Here is a 20,148-nt window from a genome sequence, read left to right as displayed (position 1 = left end):
GATTTACTCCCCTTTGCCGCTGGAAGCCTTATCAGCTGCCTGTGCGGGGGCCGGGTTCTTTGCGCCAACGTTAGTCGCTTCACTGGCTTTGACTTCGACGCCAGGTTTGACGTATTGCAACCCTTCGGTGATCAGGCGATCGCCGGCTTTCAGGCCGTCCTCGATCAGCCATTGGTTGCCGACGGTGCGGCTGGCCTTGAGCTGACGCAATTCGACCTTGTTGTCCGCACCGACGACCAGTGCCGTCGGCATGCCTTTGAGGTCACGCGTCACGCCTTGTTGCGGGGCCAGGATCGCGGCGCTGTTCACACCAGACTGCAACTGGGCGTGAACGAACATGCCCGGCAGCAAGGTGTGATCAGGGTTGGGGAACACGGCTCGCAGCGTTACCGAACCAGTGGTCTGGTCAACCGAGACTTCGGAGAACTCGAGCTTGCCTTCCAGCTTGTACAGGCTGCCATCTTCGAGGGTCAGCTTGACGGCGGCGGCGGTGTCGCCGGCCTTTTGCAGACGACCGCTTTCCAGCTCACGGCGCAGCTCAAGCAGCTCGACGGACGACTGGGTGACGTCGACGTAGATCGGGTCCAGTTGCTGAATCACGGCCATCGGATCGGCCTGGCCGCTGGTGACCAGCGCGCCTTCGGTCACATTCGAGCGGCCGATGCGGCCGGAGATCGGTGCGTAGACCTTGGTGTAGCGCACATTGATCTGCGCGTTTTGCAACGCGGCTTCCGACTGCAAGCGGTTGGCGACGGCTGTGTCGTATTCCTGACGGCTGACGGCTTGCTCGTTGACCAACTGCTTGTAGCGATCGGAGATCGACTTGGTCTGTTGCAGGTTGGCTTCGGCGCTTTTCAGGGTGGCTTCGTAAACGGCCGGATCGATCTGATACAGCTGCTGGCCGGCCTTGACGTCGCCGCCTTCCTTGAACAGACGTTTGAGAATGATGCCGTTGACCTGAGGGCGGACTTCGGCGATGCGGAACGCGCTGGTGCGGCCTGGAAGCTCGGACGTCAGGGTGAACGCTTGAGGTTGCAGGGTAACTACGCCGACCTGAGGGGGTGGGGCGGCTTGTGCCGTCTCTTCCTTTTTGCAGCCGCTGAGCAGCGATGCCAGGGCGAGGGCAGTGACCAGAGCGGTAACAGCTGGCTTGAATTGCATGAAGATCCTCGGGTCAGGCGCGCTAGAAACGCACTAGAAATGTGAAAGGTAAAAAATCGGTACCGGGTGGATAAGTAGCTTGCTAAGGAATATACTTACGTTCATGGTTGTTTGTAAATACCTTGGCTGCGTACCCACTCCGTTACAAAAGCCGTTCAAAGGTTGGAATTGTATGGCGGGGACGATGCCCAAGAGCGCTCGCCCCACTTTTATTCAGCGGATATTCAGGCATTGCCGAAGCATCCTGATTGAGGTTTTACTGCCATGGTCCGTCGTACCAAAGAGGAAGCTCAAGAAACCCGCAGCCAGATACTCGAAGCGGCAGAAAAAGCCTTTTTTGAAAGGGGCGTGGCGCGCACAACGCTGGCGGACATCGCGACGCTGGCCGGCGTGACCCGCGGCGCCATCTACTGGCATTTCAGTAACAAGGCCGATCTGGTGCAAGCGATGCTGGACACCTTGCAAGAGCCGCTGGATGAGATGGCCCGGGCCAGCGAAAGCGAAGATGAGCTCGATCCTCTTGGGTGCATGCGCAAGCTTCTGATTCATTTGTTTCATCAAGTTGCACTGGACCCGAAAACCCGACGCATTAATGAGATTTTGTATCATAAGTGCGAATTCACCGATGAAATGTGCGACCTGCGTCAGCAGCGCCGAACGGTCAGCCTCGATTGCAACGTGCGAATCGCCCTGGCCTTGAGTAATGCGGTGAATCGCGGGCAAATGCCCGAGGACCTCGATACGGCCCGCGCGGCGGTCAGCCTGCACGCCTATATCGACGGCATGCTTTATCAGTGGCTGTTGGCGCCGGACAGTTTTCTATTGCACACCGACGCCGAACGTTGGGTCGATGCAGGGTTGGACATGCTGCGCTTGAGCAACAGCCTGCGCAAATGAAACAAAATGCGTAATTGGATCCGTTCCTGTCAACCAAATAAGACAGGCCTGACCCCCATCAGCGCTAACGCCTTTGCAATGGGGTGCTTTTATATACGCACACTCGCCAGGTTGAAAGGTAGCGAGCTACGTAATTTGTACTGATTTTGTGACGCGGTTATGAATCGGCTGAACCGTTTTACCGCTCAGTCGCAGGAGGTCAGCACTCGCTGCACCTCCTGGCTGAGTCAGTTAACCGGACGGTGTATTCGCAATCATCAGCCCAAGGTGATTTCCACCTCGAAGTTAAACGGTGCCTCGTCACTCATGTGGGTGATTTTGGTTGAACAGTTGACCCGGGAGGTGCCAATCGAGGTGACGGTGTTTTTTACGCTCGGTTTATGTGTCGGCGTCAGCACACCGAAGGAAGTGTTCATAATCATGCCCAGATCAAAACGCACCCCGATCGTCTTATCGCCGAAGTCTACAAACTGATTGAACATGATTTTGTTTTTCGGCCAAGGGTACGCGTAAGTGTAGGCAAACTCCGACTTGAAGGCTGTTTCTTCTTGTGGTTTAAGTTGGAACGACTCACGCTCCGATTGGCGCAACGGCAAACTGGTTTGTGCCATATTGAACGTGTGGGAAGTATTGTTGATGATCTTGATAATGACCCGGGTTTGTTTCGGGTCTGCCTTCTGGTTTCGCCATTGCTCGATCTGTTGTTCCAGGGCGAGCCTCGACTCGGTCCGGTCCAGAAAGCCAATCAGTTCGACCTTGGCCTTACCCACCAGATCATCCAGCAACGCCTGATTTTCCTTGCTGAGCAGGAACGGTGAAAGCTGATAAAGAATGCCGATCGACGTAGCGCTGAAGAAGGAGAATATATCGCTGTAAGCGTCGGGAGTTTCGTTATTGATGTTTTCAATATTGGTCATGTCGATTCCTTTCGATAGAAGTGTTGTAGAACAGGAGTTTGTTGTTGCTTGTCGAAGGGCGAGTATCTAGGTTAGTGGTGAATATCGAAAGCGAGGGATAGTGTCTTGATGTGTTTTATTGAAGGGGTTGTTGTTGATTGAGTTTATAAAGAAGTTGCTGTAAGTCAGTAAAACTAAAAAGCCCCGGCTCGCGAGAGTCGGGGCTTTTTGATTACAGCGAGTGGAACTTACAACGTTGGATAGTCGATATAACCGACCGGTCCCTTGGCATAGAACAACTCAGGACGCGCTTCATTCAGCGGCGCATCGGCCTTCAAGCGCGCCGGTAAGTCCGGGTTGGCAATGAATGGCACGCCGAAGGCGACCGCATCAGCCTTGCCGCTCGCCAGCCAGGCGTTGGCGCTGTCCTTGGTGAAGCGTTCGTTGACGATGTAAGGGCCGCCAAAGGCTTCTTTGAGTTGTGGACCGAGGCTGTCGGCACCTTCTTTCTCGCGTGAGCAAATGAACGCGATGCCGCGTTTACCCAGTTCACGAGCGACGTAGGTGAACGTCTCGGCCAGGTTATCGTCGCCCATGTCGTGGGAGTCGGCGCGGGGTGACAGGTGCACACCGACGCGGCCGGCGCCCCAGACTTCGATGGCAGCGTCGGTCACTTCCAGCAACAGGCGAGCGCGGTTTTCCAGGGAGCCGCCGTAGTTGTCGGTGCGCTTGTTGGTGCTGCTTTGCAGGAACTGGTCGAGCAGGTAACCGTTGGCGCCGTGGATTTCCACGCCATCGAAACCGGCGGCCTTGGCGTTCTCGGCACCGGTGCGATACGCGTCGACGATGTCGGCGATTTCAGCGGTTTCCAGAGCACGCGGGGTTGGGTAGTCGGCCAATGGACGCACCAGGCTGACATGCCCTTTGGGCTGGATGGCGCTCGGTGCGACAGGTGCTTCACCGTTCAGGTACGACTCGTGGGACACCCGGCCAACGTGCCACAGTTGCAGGAAAATCTTGCCGCCCGCGCCGTGGATCGCCTTGGTCACGTTGGACCAGCCACGCACCTGGTCATTGGACCAGATGCCCGGGGTGTCCGGGTAGCCGACGCCCATCGGCGTGACCGATGTGGCTTCGCTGAGGATCAGGCCGGCCGAGGCACGTTGTACGTAGTATTCGGCCATCAGCGCGTTCGGCACACGGCCTTCGTCGGCGCGGCAGCGGGTCAGCGGCGCCATGATGATGCGGTTGGCCAGCTCGATATCACCGAGTTTGATTGGATCGAAAATAGTCGTCATGAAGTACAACCCTCGTGAGGTAATGGTTATTTAGTGGGTAGCAGGAGCCAGTTCGGGATCGCCGCTCTGGCGGAAAGTAATCAGGGTCACCAGCAGGGCAAGTACCGCCAGCGCCGCTGCAGCGAGAGGAACGCTGGTCAAGCCATAGCCGTGGGCGATGACGCTGCCGCCGACCCAGGCACCGAGTGCGTTGCCGATGTTGAAAGCGCCGATGTTCAGGGTCGACACCAGGTTCGGCGCGGCCTTGCCATAGGTCACCACGTTCACTTGCAGGGCGGGTACGGCGGCGAAGCACGCGGTGGCCCAGAGGAACAGGGTGATTTCGGTCGGGATCAGCGCGATGCTGGTCCAGGTCAGTACGGTGGAGATCACGGCCATCGAGATGAAGACGCCGATCAGCGTCGCGGCCATGCCTTTATCGGCCAGTTTGCCGCCGATGATGTTGCCGACGGTCAGGCCCAGGCCGATGAGCATCAGGGTCCAGGTCACGCCGCGCGGCGAGACACCGGTGACTTCGCCCAGCAGCGGCGCAACGTAGGTGAACAGCGTGAACACCGACGCGGCAAACAATGCGGTCATGCTCAATGACAACCAGATGCCGGCGCCTTTGAGGGCGCGCAATTCGGCGCGCATGTCGAGTTTCTCTTCATCGCGCTTGGCCGGCAGGAAGCGGATCAGGCCGATCAACGCGATCACACCAATCACGGTCACTGCCCAGAAGGTCGAGCGCCAGCCGGCTTGCTGACCGAGCGCGGTGCCCAACGGCACGCCGAGGACGTTGGCCAGGGTCAGGCCGGTGAACATCAATGCCACGGCCGAAGCACGTTTGTTGGCGGGCACCAGGCCTGCCGCCACCACCGAACCGATACCGAAAAACGCACCGTGGCAAAGGGCGGTGACCACACGGGCAAACATCAGCACGTTGTAGTCAGTGGCCAGGGCACAGAGCAAGTTGCCAATGATGAAGATGCCCATCAACGCGACCAGTGCGGCCTTGCGCGGCAGTCTGGAGGTGGCCAGTGCCATGAACGGCGCACCGATGGCCACGCCCAGGGCGTAACCGGTCACCAGCCAGCCGGCGCCGGGGATCGACACACCGAGGTCAGCCGCCACGTCGGGCAGCAAGCCCATGATGACGAACTCGGTAGTGCCGATGGCGAAGGCACTCAAGGCCAGGATGAGTAGCGAGAGGGGCATTGTCGATTCCTTGTCGGCTGACTGACGTCGGGGGGCGTTCTCGATTGGTTTTCCCAGCGCTGCGTGAAAACCAATTGAGAACGCCCCCACAGGGTCAGAGCTCTTTGCTGAAGGTGCGGAGGAATTCCTGGATGGTTTCCTCATTGCGTTTGAAAAAGTGCCATTGGCCGACTTTGCGGCTGCTGATCAGGCCGGCGCGTTGCAGGGTCGCCAGGTGGGCTGACACTGTTGATTGCGACAAACCACACCGTTGATCGATCTGCCCGGCGCAGACGCCGTGCTCGTGGCTGTGGGACTGGTCGGGAAATTCGACGTCCGGGTCTTTTAGCCAGTGCAGGATTTCTCGCCGTACCGGGTGCGCCAGGGCTTTTATTATTTCGTCGAGATTGAGAGTCATGGTGTGGGCTCGTGATGAGTAAAACGTTATATCGCGATGGAGCGAACTTTAAATCGGTATTTCGCGATATACAAATACGATTTGGCTCTGAGCTGATCGTAATTCGGTATATCGAGTTATAACGATACGCTGCGTGTAAAAGTACAGGGAGGCAATGCTAAGCTGCGCCCATGAACTATCTCGCTCATTTGCACCTCGGTGGCCAGCGCCCCGGTCAACTGCTCGGCAGCCTGTATGGCGACTTCGTCAAAGGACGGCTGCAAGGGCAGTTCGATCCGGAAATCGAGGCGGCCATCCAGTTGCATCGCAGCATCGATGTCTTTACCGACCGCCATCCGTTGGTGGACGTTGCGTTGTCGCGGTTTTCCATGACGCGCCGGCGCTATGCCGGGATCGTGCTCGATGTGTTTTTCGACCATTGCCTGGCGCGGGACTGGACGCTTTACGCCGATCAGTCGCTGGAGTTATTCACTTCGGATGTGTATCGGGTGCTGTCGGCCGAGCCGCAGTTGCCGGAACGGCTGGCGCGGATCGCGCCGCACATGATGGCCAATGACTGGTTGGGTTCTTACCGGGAATTCGAGGTACTGGAGCAGGTATTGCGCGGGATTTCTCGGCGGCTGACCAAGCCGGAGGAACTGGCGGCGGCGATGCAGGAATTGCGAGTGCTGTATGAGCCGTTGAGCGAGGACTTTCGGTTGTTCTATCCACAGCTTCAGGATTTCGCGCAGAACTATTCCACACCATAAATCCCTTGTAGGAGTGAGCCTGCTCGCGATAGCGGTCCTTCATCCAACACTGATGTCGACTGATACACCGCTATCGCGAGCAGGCTCGCTCCCACAGGGAAAGGTGTTTAAGCGGCAATTGCGGGGCGCAGTGGCTCCGGTTGCGCATGCGGTATCGCGCCAAACAACGCCTTTTGCACCGCCTGCTGCGCCTCGAACGCCAGCGCCGCACGCTCGCGGCCTTCGCAGGCGATCGGCTTGAGCAGATGAATCTCCACCTCACCCCGATCATTGGCGAACAGGCGCATCAGGTGCGAGAGCAAATCATCATCGCCAATGAACGGCGCCAGCGAATCGAGCTCACCGTTGCGCAGATAACGGATGGCCACGGGCTGCAGAGCCACTTCGGAGTCGATTGCCGCTGACAGCAAGCGACCGTGGAAGGTGCGCAACGAGCGACCATCGGTGGTGGTGCCTTCCGGGAACATCAGCAGCGGGTGTTGTTGCTCCAGATGACGGGTCATCTGCTTGCGAATCAACTGGCTGTCACCCGAACCGCGACGTATGAACAAACTTCCCGCCTTGGCCGCCAACCAGCCGGCGACCGGCCAGGTGCGCACTTCGGCCTTGGACAGAAACGACAGCGGCGTGAGCATGCCAAGCAGCGGAATGTCGGTCCAGGACACGTGGTTGCTGACCCAGAGCATCGGCGCCTTCGGCAGTTCACCGTGGACGGTTACGCGAAAGGGCAGGGCATTGCTCAGGCGTGCCATGAAAAATCGCGACCAGCGCTGGCGACGCACCATCGAATGAGCAATCCCCAGCCGCTCGAACAAGCCGAACACACCGGCCATGCTCAACCCCAGCGCCACCACCACCAGCACTCGCGCAATTCGCGCGTACACCCGTAAGCGGCTCATCACATGGCCGCCTTGAAGTGCTTGGCGTAACGCGGGCAGAGTTCGTCGCGCTTGAGCAGGATGAACACGTCGGCGACCTGGAAATCTTCGTCCCAGCACGGCTCGCCGCAGATCTTCGCGCCCAGACGCATATAGGCCTTGAGCAGCGGCGGCATTTCGGCGATGACGTTGGACGGGATATCCAAAGTGGGCAGCGGTTTTTTCGGCTCGGCCCGCAGGTGTTCGGTGCACAGGTAACGTTCGCGCAGGCGCTGCATGATCGCGTGGGCCTGGATGCCGCCGTCCTGCATCGGGATGCTCGCGCAACCCATCAGATAGCTGTAGCCGCCCTGATTGAGGACTTCGGCCAGTTCACCCCAGAGCACGGCGATGGTGCCGCCGTTGCGGTACGCCGGGTCGACGCAGGTGCGGCCGATTTCCAGGATCGGGCCCTTCAGATGAACCAGGCCATGCAGGCTGAATTCTTCTTCGCTGTAGAACTTGCCCAGGCTGCTGGCAGCCGTGTGATCGAGCAAGCGGGTAGTTGCTACCAGGCGGCCGGTGTTCAAGTCACGCACGCCGATGTGGGCGCAGTGAACATCATAATCATCCATGTCCAGCCCCAGTTCGGCGCCTTTCAGCTTGGCGTTGAATTCGCCGCTGAACACGTTGAAGCGCAAAGCCTGGGCTTCCTGCAAGGCCTCGGCGCCCACCAGGCGTTCGGCTTGCAGACGGCGTTCATTGCCGGTGTCGCTGATGCGGGCGATCTGAGTCATTGCGAATCTCCGTGCGGGCTGGTCACCCGTCTTGGGTTAGAGCCAATCGACTTTCTTTATGCGGCCGTGTTGTGCAAAGTCAGGCTATGTAGCCCCGGTGTCATCGCCATGAAGCTTTGGTGATGCTTGTATGACAGTCCCCAAGGAGCCTCTTATGCCCTGGCAAAACCTGCTCGATCGCCGCGACCGAATACCCGCGAATCCGGACCTGGCGGAGGGTTTCGCAACGTTGTTGCATCAATTGGGCACAGTCACACCGTTTGAGCTGGCGACGGTGGGTGGGCGGTTGATGGCGACGCCGGGCCTGGCGTTTCTGGTGGGTTATCAGGCGGCGCTGCGCATGCTTTGGCCAAGCGCACCGCCGAGCCTGGGTGCGTTGTGCGCGACCGAACAGCGCAGCCTGCGAGTCGCGGAGATGCAAACGCGCCTGAGCGGTCTGCGCGTCAGTGGACGCAAGGATTTCGTCACCGCCGGTGATGCGGCGGACTGGCTGCTGGTTGCTGCCCGCAGCGAAGAATCCGGTGAAACTGCGCGCCTGAGTCTGGCGGTGGTCTATCCCGGTGAACCGGGCGTGCGTGTGGAAAAACTGCCGGCGATCCCGCTGATGCCGGACATCAGTCACGGTCGCTTGTTTCTGGACAACGCACTCTGCGAATTGCTGGCGGGGGATGGCTGGGATGCCTACGTCAAACCGTTCCGCACGCTGGAAGACATTTATGTGCTGAGCGCGATGACGGCGTGGCTGTATGGCGTCGGTCACGACAGCGCCTGGCCGCAGGCCTTGCAATTGCGTTTGCTGGCGCTGCTGGCCGGGTGCGCTGAAGTCAGTCGGCAAGCGCCGAACAATCCGGTGGGGCATATATTGCTGGGGGGATTGTTTGCGCAGTTCGACGGGCTCAAGGCTGAGATCAATCAGGCGCTGGCCGAGGGGCCGCAGCATTGGGCGGCGATGTGGCAGCGGGACCAGGTCGTGATGGATCTGGCGGCAGGTGCGCGGGGCAAGCGGTTGGCCAAGGCGCTTGCGGCGAATTGACGGACGTCATCGCGAGCAAGCTCGCTCCCACATTTGAAGTGCATTCCCCTGTGGGGGCGGGCTTGCCCGCGATGGCGGTCGCAGGAGCGACACGAATTCTCGAACTGTCATCAACCTCAACTAGGCTCAGTAGGATAACCTCGCCGAGCCGCTGCCATGTCCAAAGGCTTGTCCCTGTTTTTCCTGCTTCTGCTCAGCGTGACCGCTCACGCCGAGTATTGGCCCGCCGAGCAATGGTCGACCGCTCCGGCAATCTCCGGGCCGGCGCTTCAAACCCTGGAAACCTACGCCTTCCCACCTCGCGATGACGCCACCCGAAAGGGCATTCGCACCGATGCCTTGCTGGTGATCCGCGACGGCCAATTGATTTACGAACGCTACGCCGGACCGACCACGGCCCAAACGCCGCACCTGACCTGGTCGATCAGCAAAAGCCTGATGGCCACGGTCCTCGGTGTTGCTTATGGCGAGGGCCTGTTCAAGCTCGAGGACCCAGCGCTGAAATTTTATCCGCCACTGCAAAAACACCCGGCAATCACCATGGCCGACCTGCTGCATTGGGCTTCGGGCCTGGACTGGCAGGAAGCCTATGAATACTCCCCGTTGAAGTCCTCGGTGGTGGCCATGCTCTACACCCGGGGTCATCAGGACATGGCTGCGTTTACCACTGGCCACGAGGAGTACGCCCAGCCGGGGCAGGCGTTTCGTTACTCCAGCGGTGACAGCAATCTGTTGGCCGCCGCACTGAAAAACATCGTCGGCCCGGCACGTTATGCGGACTATCCGTGGACCGCACTGTTTGAGCCGCTGGGGATCCGCAAGGCCGTCTGGGAAACCGACGCCACGGGCACTTTTGTCGCCTCGTCCTACGCCTACCTCACCGCCCGCGACCTGGCGCGGATCGGTTGGTTGATGGCGCGCGACGGTCGCTGGCGGGACCGACAACTGCTGCCCAAAGACTGGGTGGCCTTCAACCGCGAACCGTTCGCGCACTATCGTGCCCATCAGGATGACACGGTGCCCGGTGGGCAGTGGTGGCTCAATCGCGCAGCGGATGGCGCGCCCAGGCCCTGGCCCGATGCCCCCGACGATACCTTCGCCGCACTGGGCCATTGGGGCCAGGCGATGTACGTGATTCCCAGTGAACACCTGGTGATCGTGCGCTACGGCGATGATCGCGACGACAGTTACCAACACAACGAATTGCTCAAGCTCGCGATCAAGGCCTTTGCCGGGAAGGTGCAGCCATGAACCGTGTTGTTCGCCGCCGACCGTTCAGCACGTTGTTGCTGGTGCTGCTGCTCGCCGTGTTCGGCTGGGGCTGGCACGAGCGAGTGGCGTTGTGGGCGTTTCCCGACATCATCAGCGCCTACACCGCGAAGGAATATTGCTCATGCCGGTACGTGATGAATAACGCCGCCGAGTATTGCCATGGCTACGTGAAGCAATGGTTGCCGACCAGCGGCTTTACCGATGACCCCGCCGGCAAACGCGTGACGGTCAGCGGCATGGGCCGCAGCAATAGCGCCGTTTGGGTTGGCGAACACCAGGGCTGTCGCCTGAATCCCTGAACAGGTTTCACACAGTCGAAGCCCATTCGATTGTCCTCACGCCAAGCGCAGTTATCTGATGCCGAGCGCGACGAATTACTCAGCGCCGGCGCGGTGCACGGCAACACGAAGCCTTGCAATTGGCCCACGGGCGGTTAAGGTTCGTGCAGGTTTATCGGCACACGAGTCTCTATGTTCAACCGCTCCTTCTGCAAAACCCTCGCCTTCGCGCTGCTGGCCGGCGCTTCGTTGTCGGCCCAGGCTGATTGGTATCTGGACGGAGAGTCTTCGCGGCTGTCGTTCATCAGCACCAAAAACGCCAACATCTCCGAAGTGCAGCGCTTTCTGGTGCTGCACGGCAAGGTCGATTCCAAAGGCGTGGCCGAGGTGGAAATCGAGATGGACTCGGTGAACAGCGGCATCCCGTTGCGTGATGAGCGGATGCGCAAGGAGCTTTTCGAGATCAAGACCTTCCCCGAGGCGCTGATCACCGCGCAGATCGATCTGCGCCCGATCAACGACCTCGCTCCCGGCGCACAACTGGAGTTGCGGTTACCGGTGACCGTCAATCTGCATGGCAAACAACACCCCTACAACGCCGAACTGCTGGCGACCCGTCTTGATGACCGGCGCTTTCAGGTGGTGACCCTGGAGCCGTTGGTGATCAACGCTGAAGACTTCGACCTGGCCCCGGGGCTGGAAAATTTGCGCAAGCTCGCCGGCCTGTCGGCCATCAGTCTGTCAGTGCCGGTGGGTGCGGTACTGATTTTCACGGCGCGCTGACATGGCCGGCGCGATTTTCCCGTGGCGTGAAGGCAACCACTTTGAGCTGCTGATCGATGGGCCGCAGTTTTTCCCCCGCATGCTGGTCGCGATTGCCCGTGCCCAGGAGCAGGTTGAACTGGAGCTGTACCTGGTGGAGGCGGGTGCCTGTGCCGAGGCGATGGTTCAGGCGTTGGTCCTGGCCGCCGAACGCGGCGTGCGGGTGCGATGCCTGTTCGATGATTACGGCAGCCTCGCCTTCACTCTGACCTTGCGGCAGCGCCTGACGGCGGCGGGCGTGGAACTGCGTTTCTACAATCGCCTGAGCTGGCGCCGCTGGGTCGGCAATTTCTATCGCGATCACCGCAAACTGCTGTTGGTCGATCAAAGCCTGGCGGTGGTCGGCGGCACCGGGGTCACCGATGAGTTCTGGACGCCGGGCGAAGACACCAGCGAATGGCACGAAGTGATGGTGGAAATCACCGGTCCGCTGGTGATCGACTGGCAGTTGCTGTTCGACCGCCAGTGGATTGCCAACCGTCATCGCCGCGCCTGGAAGCCGGCCTCGCACTTCGGCTTGCCGCGACTGCCGCGTGTACCGTCAACGGGCGAGGGCATGGGCCGGGTGGCATATGCCGACGCCCGTCAGCACCGCGACATTCTGCAATCACTGGTCCGTGCGCTGAACAGCGGGCAGCAGCGGATCTGGCTGGCCACGCCGTACTTCCTGCCCACCTGGAAAGTCCGGCGCTCGTTGCGCCGGGCGGCGGGGCGAGGCGTCGATGTGCGCCTGCTGCTGACCGGGCCGCGCACCGATCACCCGTCGGTGCGCTACGCCGGGCACCGTTACTACCCGCGACTGCTCAAGTCCGGGGTACAGATTTTCGAATACCAGCCGTGTTTCCTGCACCTGAAAATGGTCCTGATCGATGATTGGGTGAGCATCGGCTCGTGCAATTTCGATCACTGGAATCTGCGCTTCAACCTGGAAGCCAACCTTGAAGCGCTGGACCCCGCGTTGACGCAGGCGGTGGTGGCGAGTTTCGAGAAGGATTTCATGCAGAGCCAGGAAGTCAGCCTGGAGGCATGGCAACGCCGGCCGCTGTGGCGGCGGGTGAAGCAAAGGATTTGGGGATGGGTGGATCGGCTGGTGGTGAATCTGCTGGATCGACGGGGATAGTCAGCCTGATCGTTCCCATGCTCTGCGTGGGAATGCAGCCCGTGACGCTCCGCGTCACTGGACGCGGAGCGTCCCTTGAGGCATTCCCACGCGGAGCGTGGGAACGATCAGTCCGCGGGGATTACAGCAATTCGAAGCTCTGCTGCGTCACGCTCTCGGAATCCAGGCCGATCTGCACGTTGAACTTGCCAGGCTCCGCCGCGTACTTGAGCTGGGTGTTGAAGAACTTCAGGTCGTCTTCAGTGATGGTGAAGTGCACGACTTTCTGCTCGCCGGCTTTCAACATCACTTTCTGGAAGTTCTTCAGTTCCTTCAGCGGCCGGATCATCGAGCCGGTTACGTCCTGGATGTACAACTGCACCACGGTTTCGCCGTCACGCTTGCCGGTATTCTTCACCATGACGCTGGCGTCCAGCTTGCCGGTCTTGTTCAGCGTGGTCGACGACAGGGCCATGTCGCTCAGGCTGAAATCGGTGTAGCTCAAGCCGAAACCGAACGGGAACAGCGGGCCAGTGGTGTCATCGAAATACTGCGAGGTGTAGTTGCCCGGTTTGCCCGGCGTGAACGGCCGGCCAATGCTCAGGTGGTTGTAGTAGGTCGGAATCTGACCTACCGAACGCGGGAAGGTGATCGGCAGTTTGCCCGACGGGTTGTAGTCGCCGAACAACACATCAGCGATGGCGTTGCCGCCTTCGGTGCCGCTGAACCAGGTTTCCAGAATCGCGTCGGCCTGGTCTTTCTCTTCGAGAATCGTCAGTGGACGGCCGTTCATCAACACCAGCACCAGCGGTTTGCCGGTGGCTTTCAAGGCCTTGATCAGCTCGCGCTGGTTGGCCGGAATGTTGATATCGGTGCGGCTCGACGATTCGTGGGACATGCCACGGGACTCACCGACCGCTGCCACCACCACATCGGCATCCTTCGCGGCTTTCACCGCTTCGTCGATCAGCACTTGTGCCGGGCGCGGATCGTCCACCACTTCCGGGGCATCGAAGTTGAGGAAGTTGAGGTAATCGAGCACCTTCTTGTCGCTGGTGATGTTGGCGCCACGGGCATAGATCAGCGTCGCCTTGTCGGCCACAGCGGCGTTCATGCCATCAAACAGCGTCACCGATTGCGCGGGTTTACCGGCAGCGGCCCAGCTGCCCATCATGTCGATTGGCGCCTTGGCCAACGGACCGACCAGCGCGATTTTCGCGGTTTTCTTCAGCGGCAGGGTTTCGCCCTGGTTCTTCAGCAACACCATGCTGCGGCGCGCGACGTCACGTGCCTCGGCGCGGTGCAGGCGGCTTTCGGCGTAAGTGTCGGCCGGATCATCCTCAGCCTTGCCGATGCGCAGGTACGGGTCCTTGAACAGGCCCATGTCGTACTTGGCCGCGAGCACTTCACGCACGGCGTTATCGATGTCTTTCTGTTCGATCTCGCCAGCCTTTAACAGCCCCGGCAGCTCTTTGCCGTAAAGGGTGTCGTTCATGCTCATGTCGATGCCGGCCTTGATCGCCAGTTTCGCGGCTTCGCGACCGTCGCGGGCCACGCCGTGCTTGATCAGCTCGAAAATCGCCCCATGGTCACTGACCGCCAGGCCTTTGAAGCCCCATTCCTTGCGCAACAGGTCGTTCATCAGCCAGGTGTTGGCCGTGGCCGGCACGCCGTTGATCGAGTTCAGCGCAACCATCACCCCACCCGCACCGGCGTCGATGGCGGCGCGGTACGGTGGCAGGTAGTCCTGGTACATCTTGACCGGGCTCATGTCGACGACGTTGTAGTCGCGACCGCCCTCGACCGCGCCGTACAAGGCGAAGTGCTTGACGCTGGCCATGATGCTGTCGGCCGCGTTCGCGCCCGAGCCCTGGAAGGCCCGGACCATGACGCCGGCAATGCGCGAGACCAGGTAAGTGTCTTCGCCAAAGCCTTCGGAGGTGCGGCCCCAGCGCGGATCGCGGGAGATGTCGACCATCGGCGCAAAGGTGATGTCGAGGCTGTCAGCCGCTGCCTCTTTGGCAGCGATGCGCCCGGACAGGCCGATGGCGTCCATGTCCCAGCTCGAGGCCAGGGCCAGCGGGATCGGGAAAATGGTGCGGTGACCGTGGATCACGTCATAGGCGAAGAACATCGGGATCTTCAACCGGCTGCGCATGGCCGCGTCCTGCATCGGACGGTTTTCCGGGCGGGTGATCGAGTTGAACGTGCCGCCGATGTTGCCGGCGGCGATTTCCTTGCGGATCAACTCCCGAGGCATTTCCGGACCGATGCTGATCAGGCGCAACTGGCCGATCTTTTCATCGAGGGTCATTTGCTTCATCAGGTTACTGATGAAAGCGTCCTTGTTCTCCAGAGGTGCGGGCGTCGTGGCGGCCAATACGGTATGACTGGCCAGACTGACGAACAGGCCCAGCAAACACAGCTTCTTCATGAATAGTTTTCTCAAAGGCCTAAACGGCAGTGAATACGCGCCGGTCAGCCAAAATTTAGGGAGCGACTATTGTTGTTCAGGTAAATGCAGCACACTTCTGTCGTGTTTTAGCGCTGGGGCATCTTTTAGCCCATTGGCTCGATGCAATCCAGTGGCGGCGGCAGATTATGCCCCAAGATTCCGGTCAGAGGGTTGCAGGTTGCTTATCAACGGAATGTGCAAGGGAGCGTCAACCAGATGAATGTACGACACCACTATCGGTCGAGCCTGCAGGTGGCAGCCTTGATGTTGCTGACCACGCTGTTGGCCGGTTGCGGCATCAACAATATTCCGACCCTGGATGAACAGGCGAAGGCTGCCTGGGGCCAGGTACAGAACCAGTATCAGCGCCGCGCCGACCTGATTCCCAATCTGGTGGAGACCGTCAAGGGCTACGCCAAGCACGAGGAAGAGACCCTGACTGCGGTGATCGAAGCCCGGGCCAAGGCCACCTCGATTCAGGTGGACGCCAACACGCTGGATAATCCAGAGAAACTCAAGCAGTTCCAGCAGGCGCAGGATCAACTCACCGGTGCCCTGAGCCGTTTGATGGTGGTGTCCGAACGTTACCCGGACCTCAAGGCCAACCAGAACTTCCTGGCGTTGCAGTCGCAGCTTGAAGGCACCGAGAACCGCATTGCCGTGGCGCGTCGCGACTTCATCCTCGCGGTGCAGAAGTACAACACCGAAATCCGCACCTTTCCGGGGCGTCTCTGGCACACCGTGCTGTACAGCGATTTGCCGATCCGCGAAACCTTCGAAGCCACCAGCCCCGGTGCCGAAAAAGCGCCTGAAGTGAAGTTCTGATCGGCAAAAGGGCCAAGCGTCACCACGGATGAGGTTGCCAATGCGCGTGTTGAAAGTGGGCCTGGTGCTGTTGCTCTGGGTGTTTGCCCTGACGGCCCAGGCCGAATTGAAATTTCCGGAGTTGACCGGGCGGGTGGTCGATAACGCCCAGATGATCGAGCCGGCGGTGCGCGAGCAGCTGACGCAACAGCTTCAGGCCCACGAAAAAGCCACCGGCGAGCAGTTGGTGGTGGTGACGTTGCCGAACTTGCAGGGCACCGACATTGCGGACTTTGGTTATCAACTTGGTCGAGCCTGGGGTATCGGCCAGAAGGACAAGAACAACGGCGCATTGCTGATCGTTGCGCGCGATGAACGCAAGTTGCGGATCGAAGTCGGTTATGGCCTGGAAGACCGGCTGACCGATGCGCAGAGTTCGGTGATCATCAATCAGGTGATCACGCCTGCGTTCAAGACCGGTAACTTCAGCAAAGGCATCAGCGACGGGGTCGCGGCGATGCTGGTGGTGCTGGGAGGCAATCCACTGGACGAACCGTCGACGGTCTATGAACCGCGAGGCGACGAGAGCAGCGACTTCGTGTCGCGTCACCCGGGCGTATTCGTGTTTCTGGTGATGCTGTTCATCCTGACGATTTTCGTCTGCCAGATGCTTGGCATCCTGCCCAGTGGTGGCGGCGGTCGCGGCAGCTCGGGAGGCGGTTTCGGCGGCGGAGGATTTGGCGGCGGCGGTGGAGGCGGGGGCTTCAGCGGCGGCGGTGGCAGTTTCGGGGGCGGCGGTTCGTCGGGCGGCTGGTGATAAAAACAATAGCGAGCAGGCATTCAAAAACATGGCATTACTGACTGAACACGAACAACGCAAAGTCGCCGAGGCGATTGCCCGGGTCGAGCGCGACACCGACGCGGAACTGGTGACCGTGCTCGCGGCCCGCGCCGACGACTATGCGTACATCCCGCTGCTGTGGGCCAGCCTGCTGGCCCTGATGGTGCCGGGCATCGTGCATTACCTTACCGGCTGGCTGACCTTGCACAGTTTGCTGCTGGTGCAGTGGATCGCCTTTATCGTGCTGTGCCTGGTGTTTCGTCTTCCCCGCGTCACCACGCACCTGGTTCCGCGTTCGGTGCGGCATTGGCGAGCGTCCAACCTGGCGCGCCGGCAATTCCTGGAGCAAAACCTGCACCATACAGTCGGCAGCACCGGGATACTGATCTTCGTTTGCGAGGCTGAACGTTACGTGGAGATCCTGGTGGATGAAGGGATTTCCAAGCGGCTGGACAACAAGAACTGGGACGCGATTGTGGCGGCATTTACCGAGCAGGTTAAGCAGGGGCAGACCTTGCAGGGTTTTGTGACGTGTGTGGAAGCCTGCGGCGAATTGCTGAAAGTGCATGTGCCGGTGACCCAGGTGCGCAATGAATTGCCGAACCGGTTGGTGGTTTTAGGCTAACGCTGATCCCATGTGGGAGCGGGCTTGCCCGCGATAGCGGTGTTTCAGTCGCCATCAATGTTGGCTGATACACCGCTATCGCGAGCAGGCTCGCTCCCACAGGGCCGCGCTAGATCTACAGATCGCACCGTTCGGGAAATTAGCCGTGCCCTCGATCCCCATCCCCCCTAAAATACCCGCCATTCCCCGTTTCGCACCGTCCGAGGCCGTTTTTCCATGTCTGTCACCGCCATTCCCGCCAGCCTCGCGCCGGATCACCACGCCCAGTTCATCGACTTGTTGCAAACCAGCCTCGACCAGAACGCCTTCATCAAACTGGTCCTGGCCAAGTACGTCGGCACCGAAGCCGATTTGCAGCGGCTGATCATCAAGCAGCTCACCGTCAAGGATCAGCCTTGCCTGTCCTTCGTCTACCGCTACAAGACGCGCGACATCACCAAGAACCTGCCGATTGCCGAGGGCGTGGCGACCATCGCCGCGTTGCTGCCGGCCTCGTTCAAAAATGCGCATTTACTCTCGCTAACGGATGAAGCCCAGCTCGAATACAGCAAAAAGGGCAAATCTTCACTGTTCAAGAGCAAACCTCAGCAATTGCGTGAAGTGCCGTCCGCCGAACACAACCGCGAAAAAAACCGCTTTCTCGATCTGAACCGTCCGTTCCTCGCCGACCTGGGCGTGACGAACAGCAAGCACGAGCTGATTCCGGCGATGTCGCGCAAGTGGAAGCAGATCAACAAGTTCATCGAAGTCTTCAGCCATGCGCTGACCACTTCCCCGCTGGCGCTGGACAAACCAGTGCAGGTGGCGGATTTCGGTTCGGGCAAGGGTTACCTGACGTTCGCCATTCACGACTACCTGCGCAACACTTTGAACGCCGAAGCCGTGGTGACCGGAGTCGAGTTGCGCGAGGAAATGGTCAACCTGTGCAATGCCGCCGCGGCAAAACTTGAGCACCCGGGGCTGGTGTTCAAGTGCGGCGATGTGCGCAGCGTGGCGCCGAGCGAGCTGGACGTGATGATCGCGCTGCATGCCTGTGACATCGCCACCGACTATGCGATTCACACCGGCATCCGTTCCGGCGCTTCGATCATCATGTGTTCGCCGTGCTGCCACAAACAGATCCGCCTGCAAATCCAGAGCCCGGCGCTGCTCAAGCCGATGCTGCAATACGGCCTGCATTTGGGTCAGCAGGCAGAAATGGTCACCGACAGTTTGCGCGCGCTGTTCCTGGAAGCCTGCGGTTACGAGACCAAGGTGTTCGAGTTCATTTCACTGGACCACACCAACAAGAACAAAATGATCCTGGCGGTCAAACGCGCCGAGCCGGTGGACCCGGCCCAGCTTTTGGTGAAGATTCAGGAACTGAAGGATTTCTACCACATCAGCGAACATTGCCTCGAAACCCTGCTGCGGACCGACGGCTACCTCTGACCCCCTGCGATCCTGTGGGAGCTAGCCTGCTAGCGATGGCGGATCTACATTCTGCATAAATGTTGAATGTTACGGCCCCTTCGCGAGCAGGCTCGCTCCCACACTTGGTTTGATGGCGGTCTTGCGCCCCAGCATCACCGTCACGATCACCCCGGCCGCAAACAGCCAGGTGATCGGCTCGATGTGTTCACCGAAGAACAACGCCGAAAACGCGATGGTGAAAAAGATCTGCAGCAGCTGGATCTGACTGACCCTGGCGATACCGCCCATGGCCAACCCGGCATACCAGGCAAAGAACCCGATGAACTGTGAAAACAGCGAGACGTAACCGAACGCCCACCAGGTCTTGGCCGAAATCGCGCCCTGATGTTGCAGCGCCAAATACACCACTGGCCCGATCAACAACGGCGTCGACAACACCAGCGCCCAGCAGATCACCTGCCAGCCGCCCATTTCCTTGGCCAACCGGCCGCCCTCGGCATAACCCAGGCCGCCCACGGCAATCGCCCCGAGCATCAGCAAATCACCAGCCTGAATACTGCCGGCTCCGCTGATCAACGCATAACCGAGCACCAACGCACTGCCCAGCGCGGCGCAGGCCCAGAAGGCTTTCGACGGTCGTTCGTGGGACAACCACGCGGCGTACAGCGCGACGCACAACGGCTGCAAACCGTTGACCAGCGCCCCGTGGGAGGCCGGCAAGGTTTGCATCGCCCAGGCTGACAACACCGGAAAACCGAGGATTACACCGGCGATCACCAGCGTCAGGCCTTTGACCTGTTTCCAGGTCGGCCATTTTTCCCGGCGCCACAGCAGCAACATCGCCGCCGGCACTGCCGCGAACAGCGCCCGGCCCAGGCCATTGAGCAGCGGATGGAGTTCCTGCACGACGATCCGTGTGAAGGGCAGGGTGAGGCTGAAGATCACAACCCCGAGCAGGCCGAGGGCCATGCCGGTGTTTTCGCGCGAGGACATGATGGGGACCAGAATAGGGTGACGGGACGAGCCTCCATATAGCCATAAACCGGGGGCGTAGCGCTGTTACAGCTAGGCGTAGAGTTATCCGTACAGTTTTCGGACGCCATCGCGGGCAAGCCACGCTCCCACATTGAAATGCGTTCCCCTGTAGGAGTGAGCCTGCTCGCGATGAACGATAACTCGGTAGTAGCTGGTTATTACCCGACCCCGCGGATAAGGACTACCTTGAATACTCCTAAGCATTTCCCCAGAGGAGCTCTC

General features: G+C 60.0%; 20 protein-coding genes. 11 read left to right on the top strand and 9 right to left on the bottom strand.

Annotated features, from left to right (window positions below):
* Nucleotides 1-3 precede the first annotated feature (3 nt).
* Nucleotides 4-1,161, bottom strand: coding sequence for an efflux RND transporter periplasmic adaptor subunit (locus HNR03_RS05990; protein WP_222590088.1), 1,158 nt, complete (start codon nucleotides 1,159-1,161; stop codon nucleotides 4-6).
* Nucleotides 1,162-1,425: 264 nt separating this feature from the next.
* Here HNR03_RS05990 and emhR point away from each other — a divergent pair, with 264 nt between their 5' ends.
* Nucleotides 1,426-2,058, top strand: coding sequence for an efflux system transcriptional repressor EmhR (gene emhR / locus HNR03_RS05985; protein ID WP_259151600.1), 633 nt, complete (start codon nucleotides 1,426-1,428; stop codon nucleotides 2,056-2,058).
* Between the two features lie 257 nt (nucleotides 2,059-2,315).
* Here emhR and HNR03_RS05980 read toward each other — a convergent pair whose 3' ends face one another.
* The 4 genes from HNR03_RS05980 to HNR03_RS05965 all read right to left on the bottom strand — a co-directional run bounded on the left by HNR03_RS05980 (nucleotide 2,316) and on the right by HNR03_RS05965 (nucleotide 5,846).
* Complete coding sequence (locus tag HNR03_RS05980) at nucleotides 2,316-2,975, bottom strand: hypothetical protein (RefSeq protein ID WP_222590090.1); 660 nt, start codon at nucleotides 2,973-2,975, stop codon at nucleotides 2,316-2,318.
* Nucleotides 2,976-3,202: 227 nt separating this feature from the next.
* Complete coding sequence (locus HNR03_RS05975; protein WP_222590091.1) at nucleotides 3,203-4,252, bottom strand: alkene reductase; 1,050 nt, start codon at nucleotides 4,250-4,252, stop codon at nucleotides 3,203-3,205.
* A gap of 30 nt (nucleotides 4,253-4,282) precedes the next feature.
* On the bottom strand, nucleotides 4,283-5,449 hold the full coding sequence (locus HNR03_RS05970) for an MFS transporter (RefSeq protein WP_259151591.1): 1,167 nt from the start codon (nucleotides 5,447-5,449) through the stop codon (nucleotides 4,283-4,285).
* Between the two features lie 94 nt (nucleotides 5,450-5,543).
* Nucleotides 5,544-5,846, bottom strand: a complete 303-nt coding sequence (locus HNR03_RS05965) for a helix-turn-helix transcriptional regulator (RefSeq protein WP_090181020.1) — start codon at nucleotides 5,844-5,846, stop codon at nucleotides 5,544-5,546.
* Nucleotides 5,847-6,016: 170 nt separating this feature from the next.
* On the opposite strand from HNR03_RS05965, the gene HNR03_RS05960 reads away from it, so the two are divergent.
* Entirely contained in the window at nucleotides 6,017-6,595 is a 579-nt protein-coding gene (locus tag HNR03_RS05960) for an ACP phosphodiesterase (RefSeq protein ID WP_259151590.1), read from the top strand.
* Nucleotides 6,596-6,702: 107 nt separating this feature from the next.
* On the opposite strand, the gene HNR03_RS05955 is transcribed toward HNR03_RS05960, so the two are convergent.
* Nucleotides 6,703-7,494, bottom strand: coding sequence for a 1-acyl-sn-glycerol-3-phosphate acyltransferase (locus tag HNR03_RS05955; protein ID WP_259151589.1), 792 nt, complete (start codon nucleotides 7,492-7,494; stop codon nucleotides 6,703-6,705).
* Nucleotides 7,494-8,249: an L-ornithine N(alpha)-acyltransferase gene (gene olsB, locus HNR03_RS05950; protein WP_222590095.1), complete on the bottom strand. Its 756-nt coding sequence runs from the start codon at nucleotides 8,247-8,249 to the stop codon at nucleotides 7,494-7,496. Before olsB ends, HNR03_RS05955 begins: the two co-directional genes overlap by 1 nt.
* Nucleotides 8,250-8,403: 154 nt before the next feature.
* On the opposite strand from olsB, the gene HNR03_RS05945 reads away from it, so the two are divergent.
* The 5 genes from HNR03_RS05945 (at nucleotide 8,404) to HNR03_RS05925 (ending at nucleotide 12,774) form a co-directional block, all read left to right on the top strand.
* Nucleotides 8,404-9,282, top strand: coding sequence for an acyl-CoA dehydrogenase family protein (locus tag HNR03_RS05945; protein WP_259151586.1), 879 nt, complete (start codon nucleotides 8,404-8,406; stop codon nucleotides 9,280-9,282).
* Nucleotides 9,283-9,438: 156 nt separating this feature from the next.
* The gene (locus HNR03_RS05940) at nucleotides 9,439-10,533 is read left to right on the top strand and encodes a serine hydrolase (protein ID WP_259151585.1); all 1,095 of its coding nucleotides are present in this window, start codon (nucleotides 9,439-9,441) and stop codon (nucleotides 10,531-10,533) included.
* Nucleotides 10,530-10,853 carry an amidase gene (locus tag HNR03_RS05935; RefSeq protein ID WP_259151582.1) on the top strand — a complete coding sequence of 108 codons (324 nt, stop codon included), beginning with the start codon at nucleotides 10,530-10,532 and terminating at the stop codon, nucleotides 10,851-10,853. The genes HNR03_RS05940 and HNR03_RS05935 overlap by 4 nt, the downstream gene beginning before the upstream one ends.
* Nucleotides 10,854-11,024: 171 nt before the next feature.
* Nucleotides 11,025-11,615: a YceI family protein gene (locus tag HNR03_RS05930; RefSeq protein WP_222590099.1), complete on the top strand. Its 591-nt coding sequence runs from the start codon at nucleotides 11,025-11,027 to the stop codon at nucleotides 11,613-11,615.
* Between the two features lies 1 nt (nucleotide 11,616).
* Nucleotides 11,617-12,774, top strand: a complete 1,158-nt coding sequence (locus HNR03_RS05925) for a phosphatidylserine/phosphatidylglycerophosphate/cardiolipin synthase family protein (protein WP_222590100.1) — start codon at nucleotides 11,617-11,619, stop codon at nucleotides 12,772-12,774.
* Between the two features lie 121 nt (nucleotides 12,775-12,895).
* Here the strand turns inward: HNR03_RS05925 and bglX are convergent, their stop codons facing one another.
* On the bottom strand, nucleotides 12,896-15,187 hold the full coding sequence (gene bglX, locus HNR03_RS05920; RefSeq protein ID WP_259151577.1) for a beta-glucosidase BglX: 2,292 nt from the start codon (nucleotides 15,185-15,187) through the stop codon (nucleotides 12,896-12,898).
* A 237-nt stretch (nucleotides 15,188-15,424) separates the two neighbouring features.
* Here bglX and HNR03_RS05915 point away from each other — a divergent pair, with 237 nt between their 5' ends.
* From HNR03_RS05915 to HNR03_RS05895, 4 genes are all read left to right on the top strand, one after another.
* The gene (locus HNR03_RS05915) at nucleotides 15,425-16,033 is read left to right on the top strand and encodes a LemA family protein (protein WP_259151576.1); all 609 of its coding nucleotides are present in this window, start codon (nucleotides 15,425-15,427) and stop codon (nucleotides 16,031-16,033) included.
* Between the two features lie 40 nt (nucleotides 16,034-16,073).
* Nucleotides 16,074-16,829: a YgcG family protein gene (locus HNR03_RS31730; RefSeq protein ID WP_285430153.1), complete on the top strand. Its 756-nt coding sequence runs from the start codon at nucleotides 16,074-16,076 to the stop codon at nucleotides 16,827-16,829.
* Between the two features lie 31 nt (nucleotides 16,830-16,860).
* Nucleotides 16,861-17,478 (top strand): TPM domain-containing protein, encoded by a 618-nt coding sequence (locus HNR03_RS05900; protein ID WP_222590104.1) that lies wholly within the window; start codon nucleotides 16,861-16,863, stop codon nucleotides 17,476-17,478.
* 216 nt (nucleotides 17,479-17,694) lie between these two features.
* Nucleotides 17,695-18,909 carry an SAM-dependent methyltransferase gene (locus tag HNR03_RS05895; protein WP_259151571.1) on the top strand — a complete coding sequence of 405 codons (1,215 nt, stop codon included), beginning with the start codon at nucleotides 17,695-17,697 and terminating at the stop codon, nucleotides 18,907-18,909.
* Nucleotides 18,910-18,978: 69 nt separating this feature from the next.
* Here HNR03_RS05895 and HNR03_RS05890 read toward each other — a convergent pair whose 3' ends face one another.
* Nucleotides 18,979-19,884 (bottom strand): DMT family transporter, encoded by a 906-nt coding sequence (locus HNR03_RS05890; RefSeq protein ID WP_259151570.1) that lies wholly within the window; start codon nucleotides 19,882-19,884, stop codon nucleotides 18,979-18,981.
* Nucleotides 19,885-20,148: the final 264 nt, after the last annotated feature.

The organism is Pseudomonas sp. JAI111, assembly GCF_024809425.1.
Lineage (GTDB): Bacteria > Pseudomonadota > Gammaproteobacteria > Pseudomonadales > Pseudomonadaceae > Aquipseudomonas.
The sequence above is the reverse complement of the archived record's forward strand: the minus strand, read 5'-3'. Positions and strand labels throughout refer to the sequence as shown.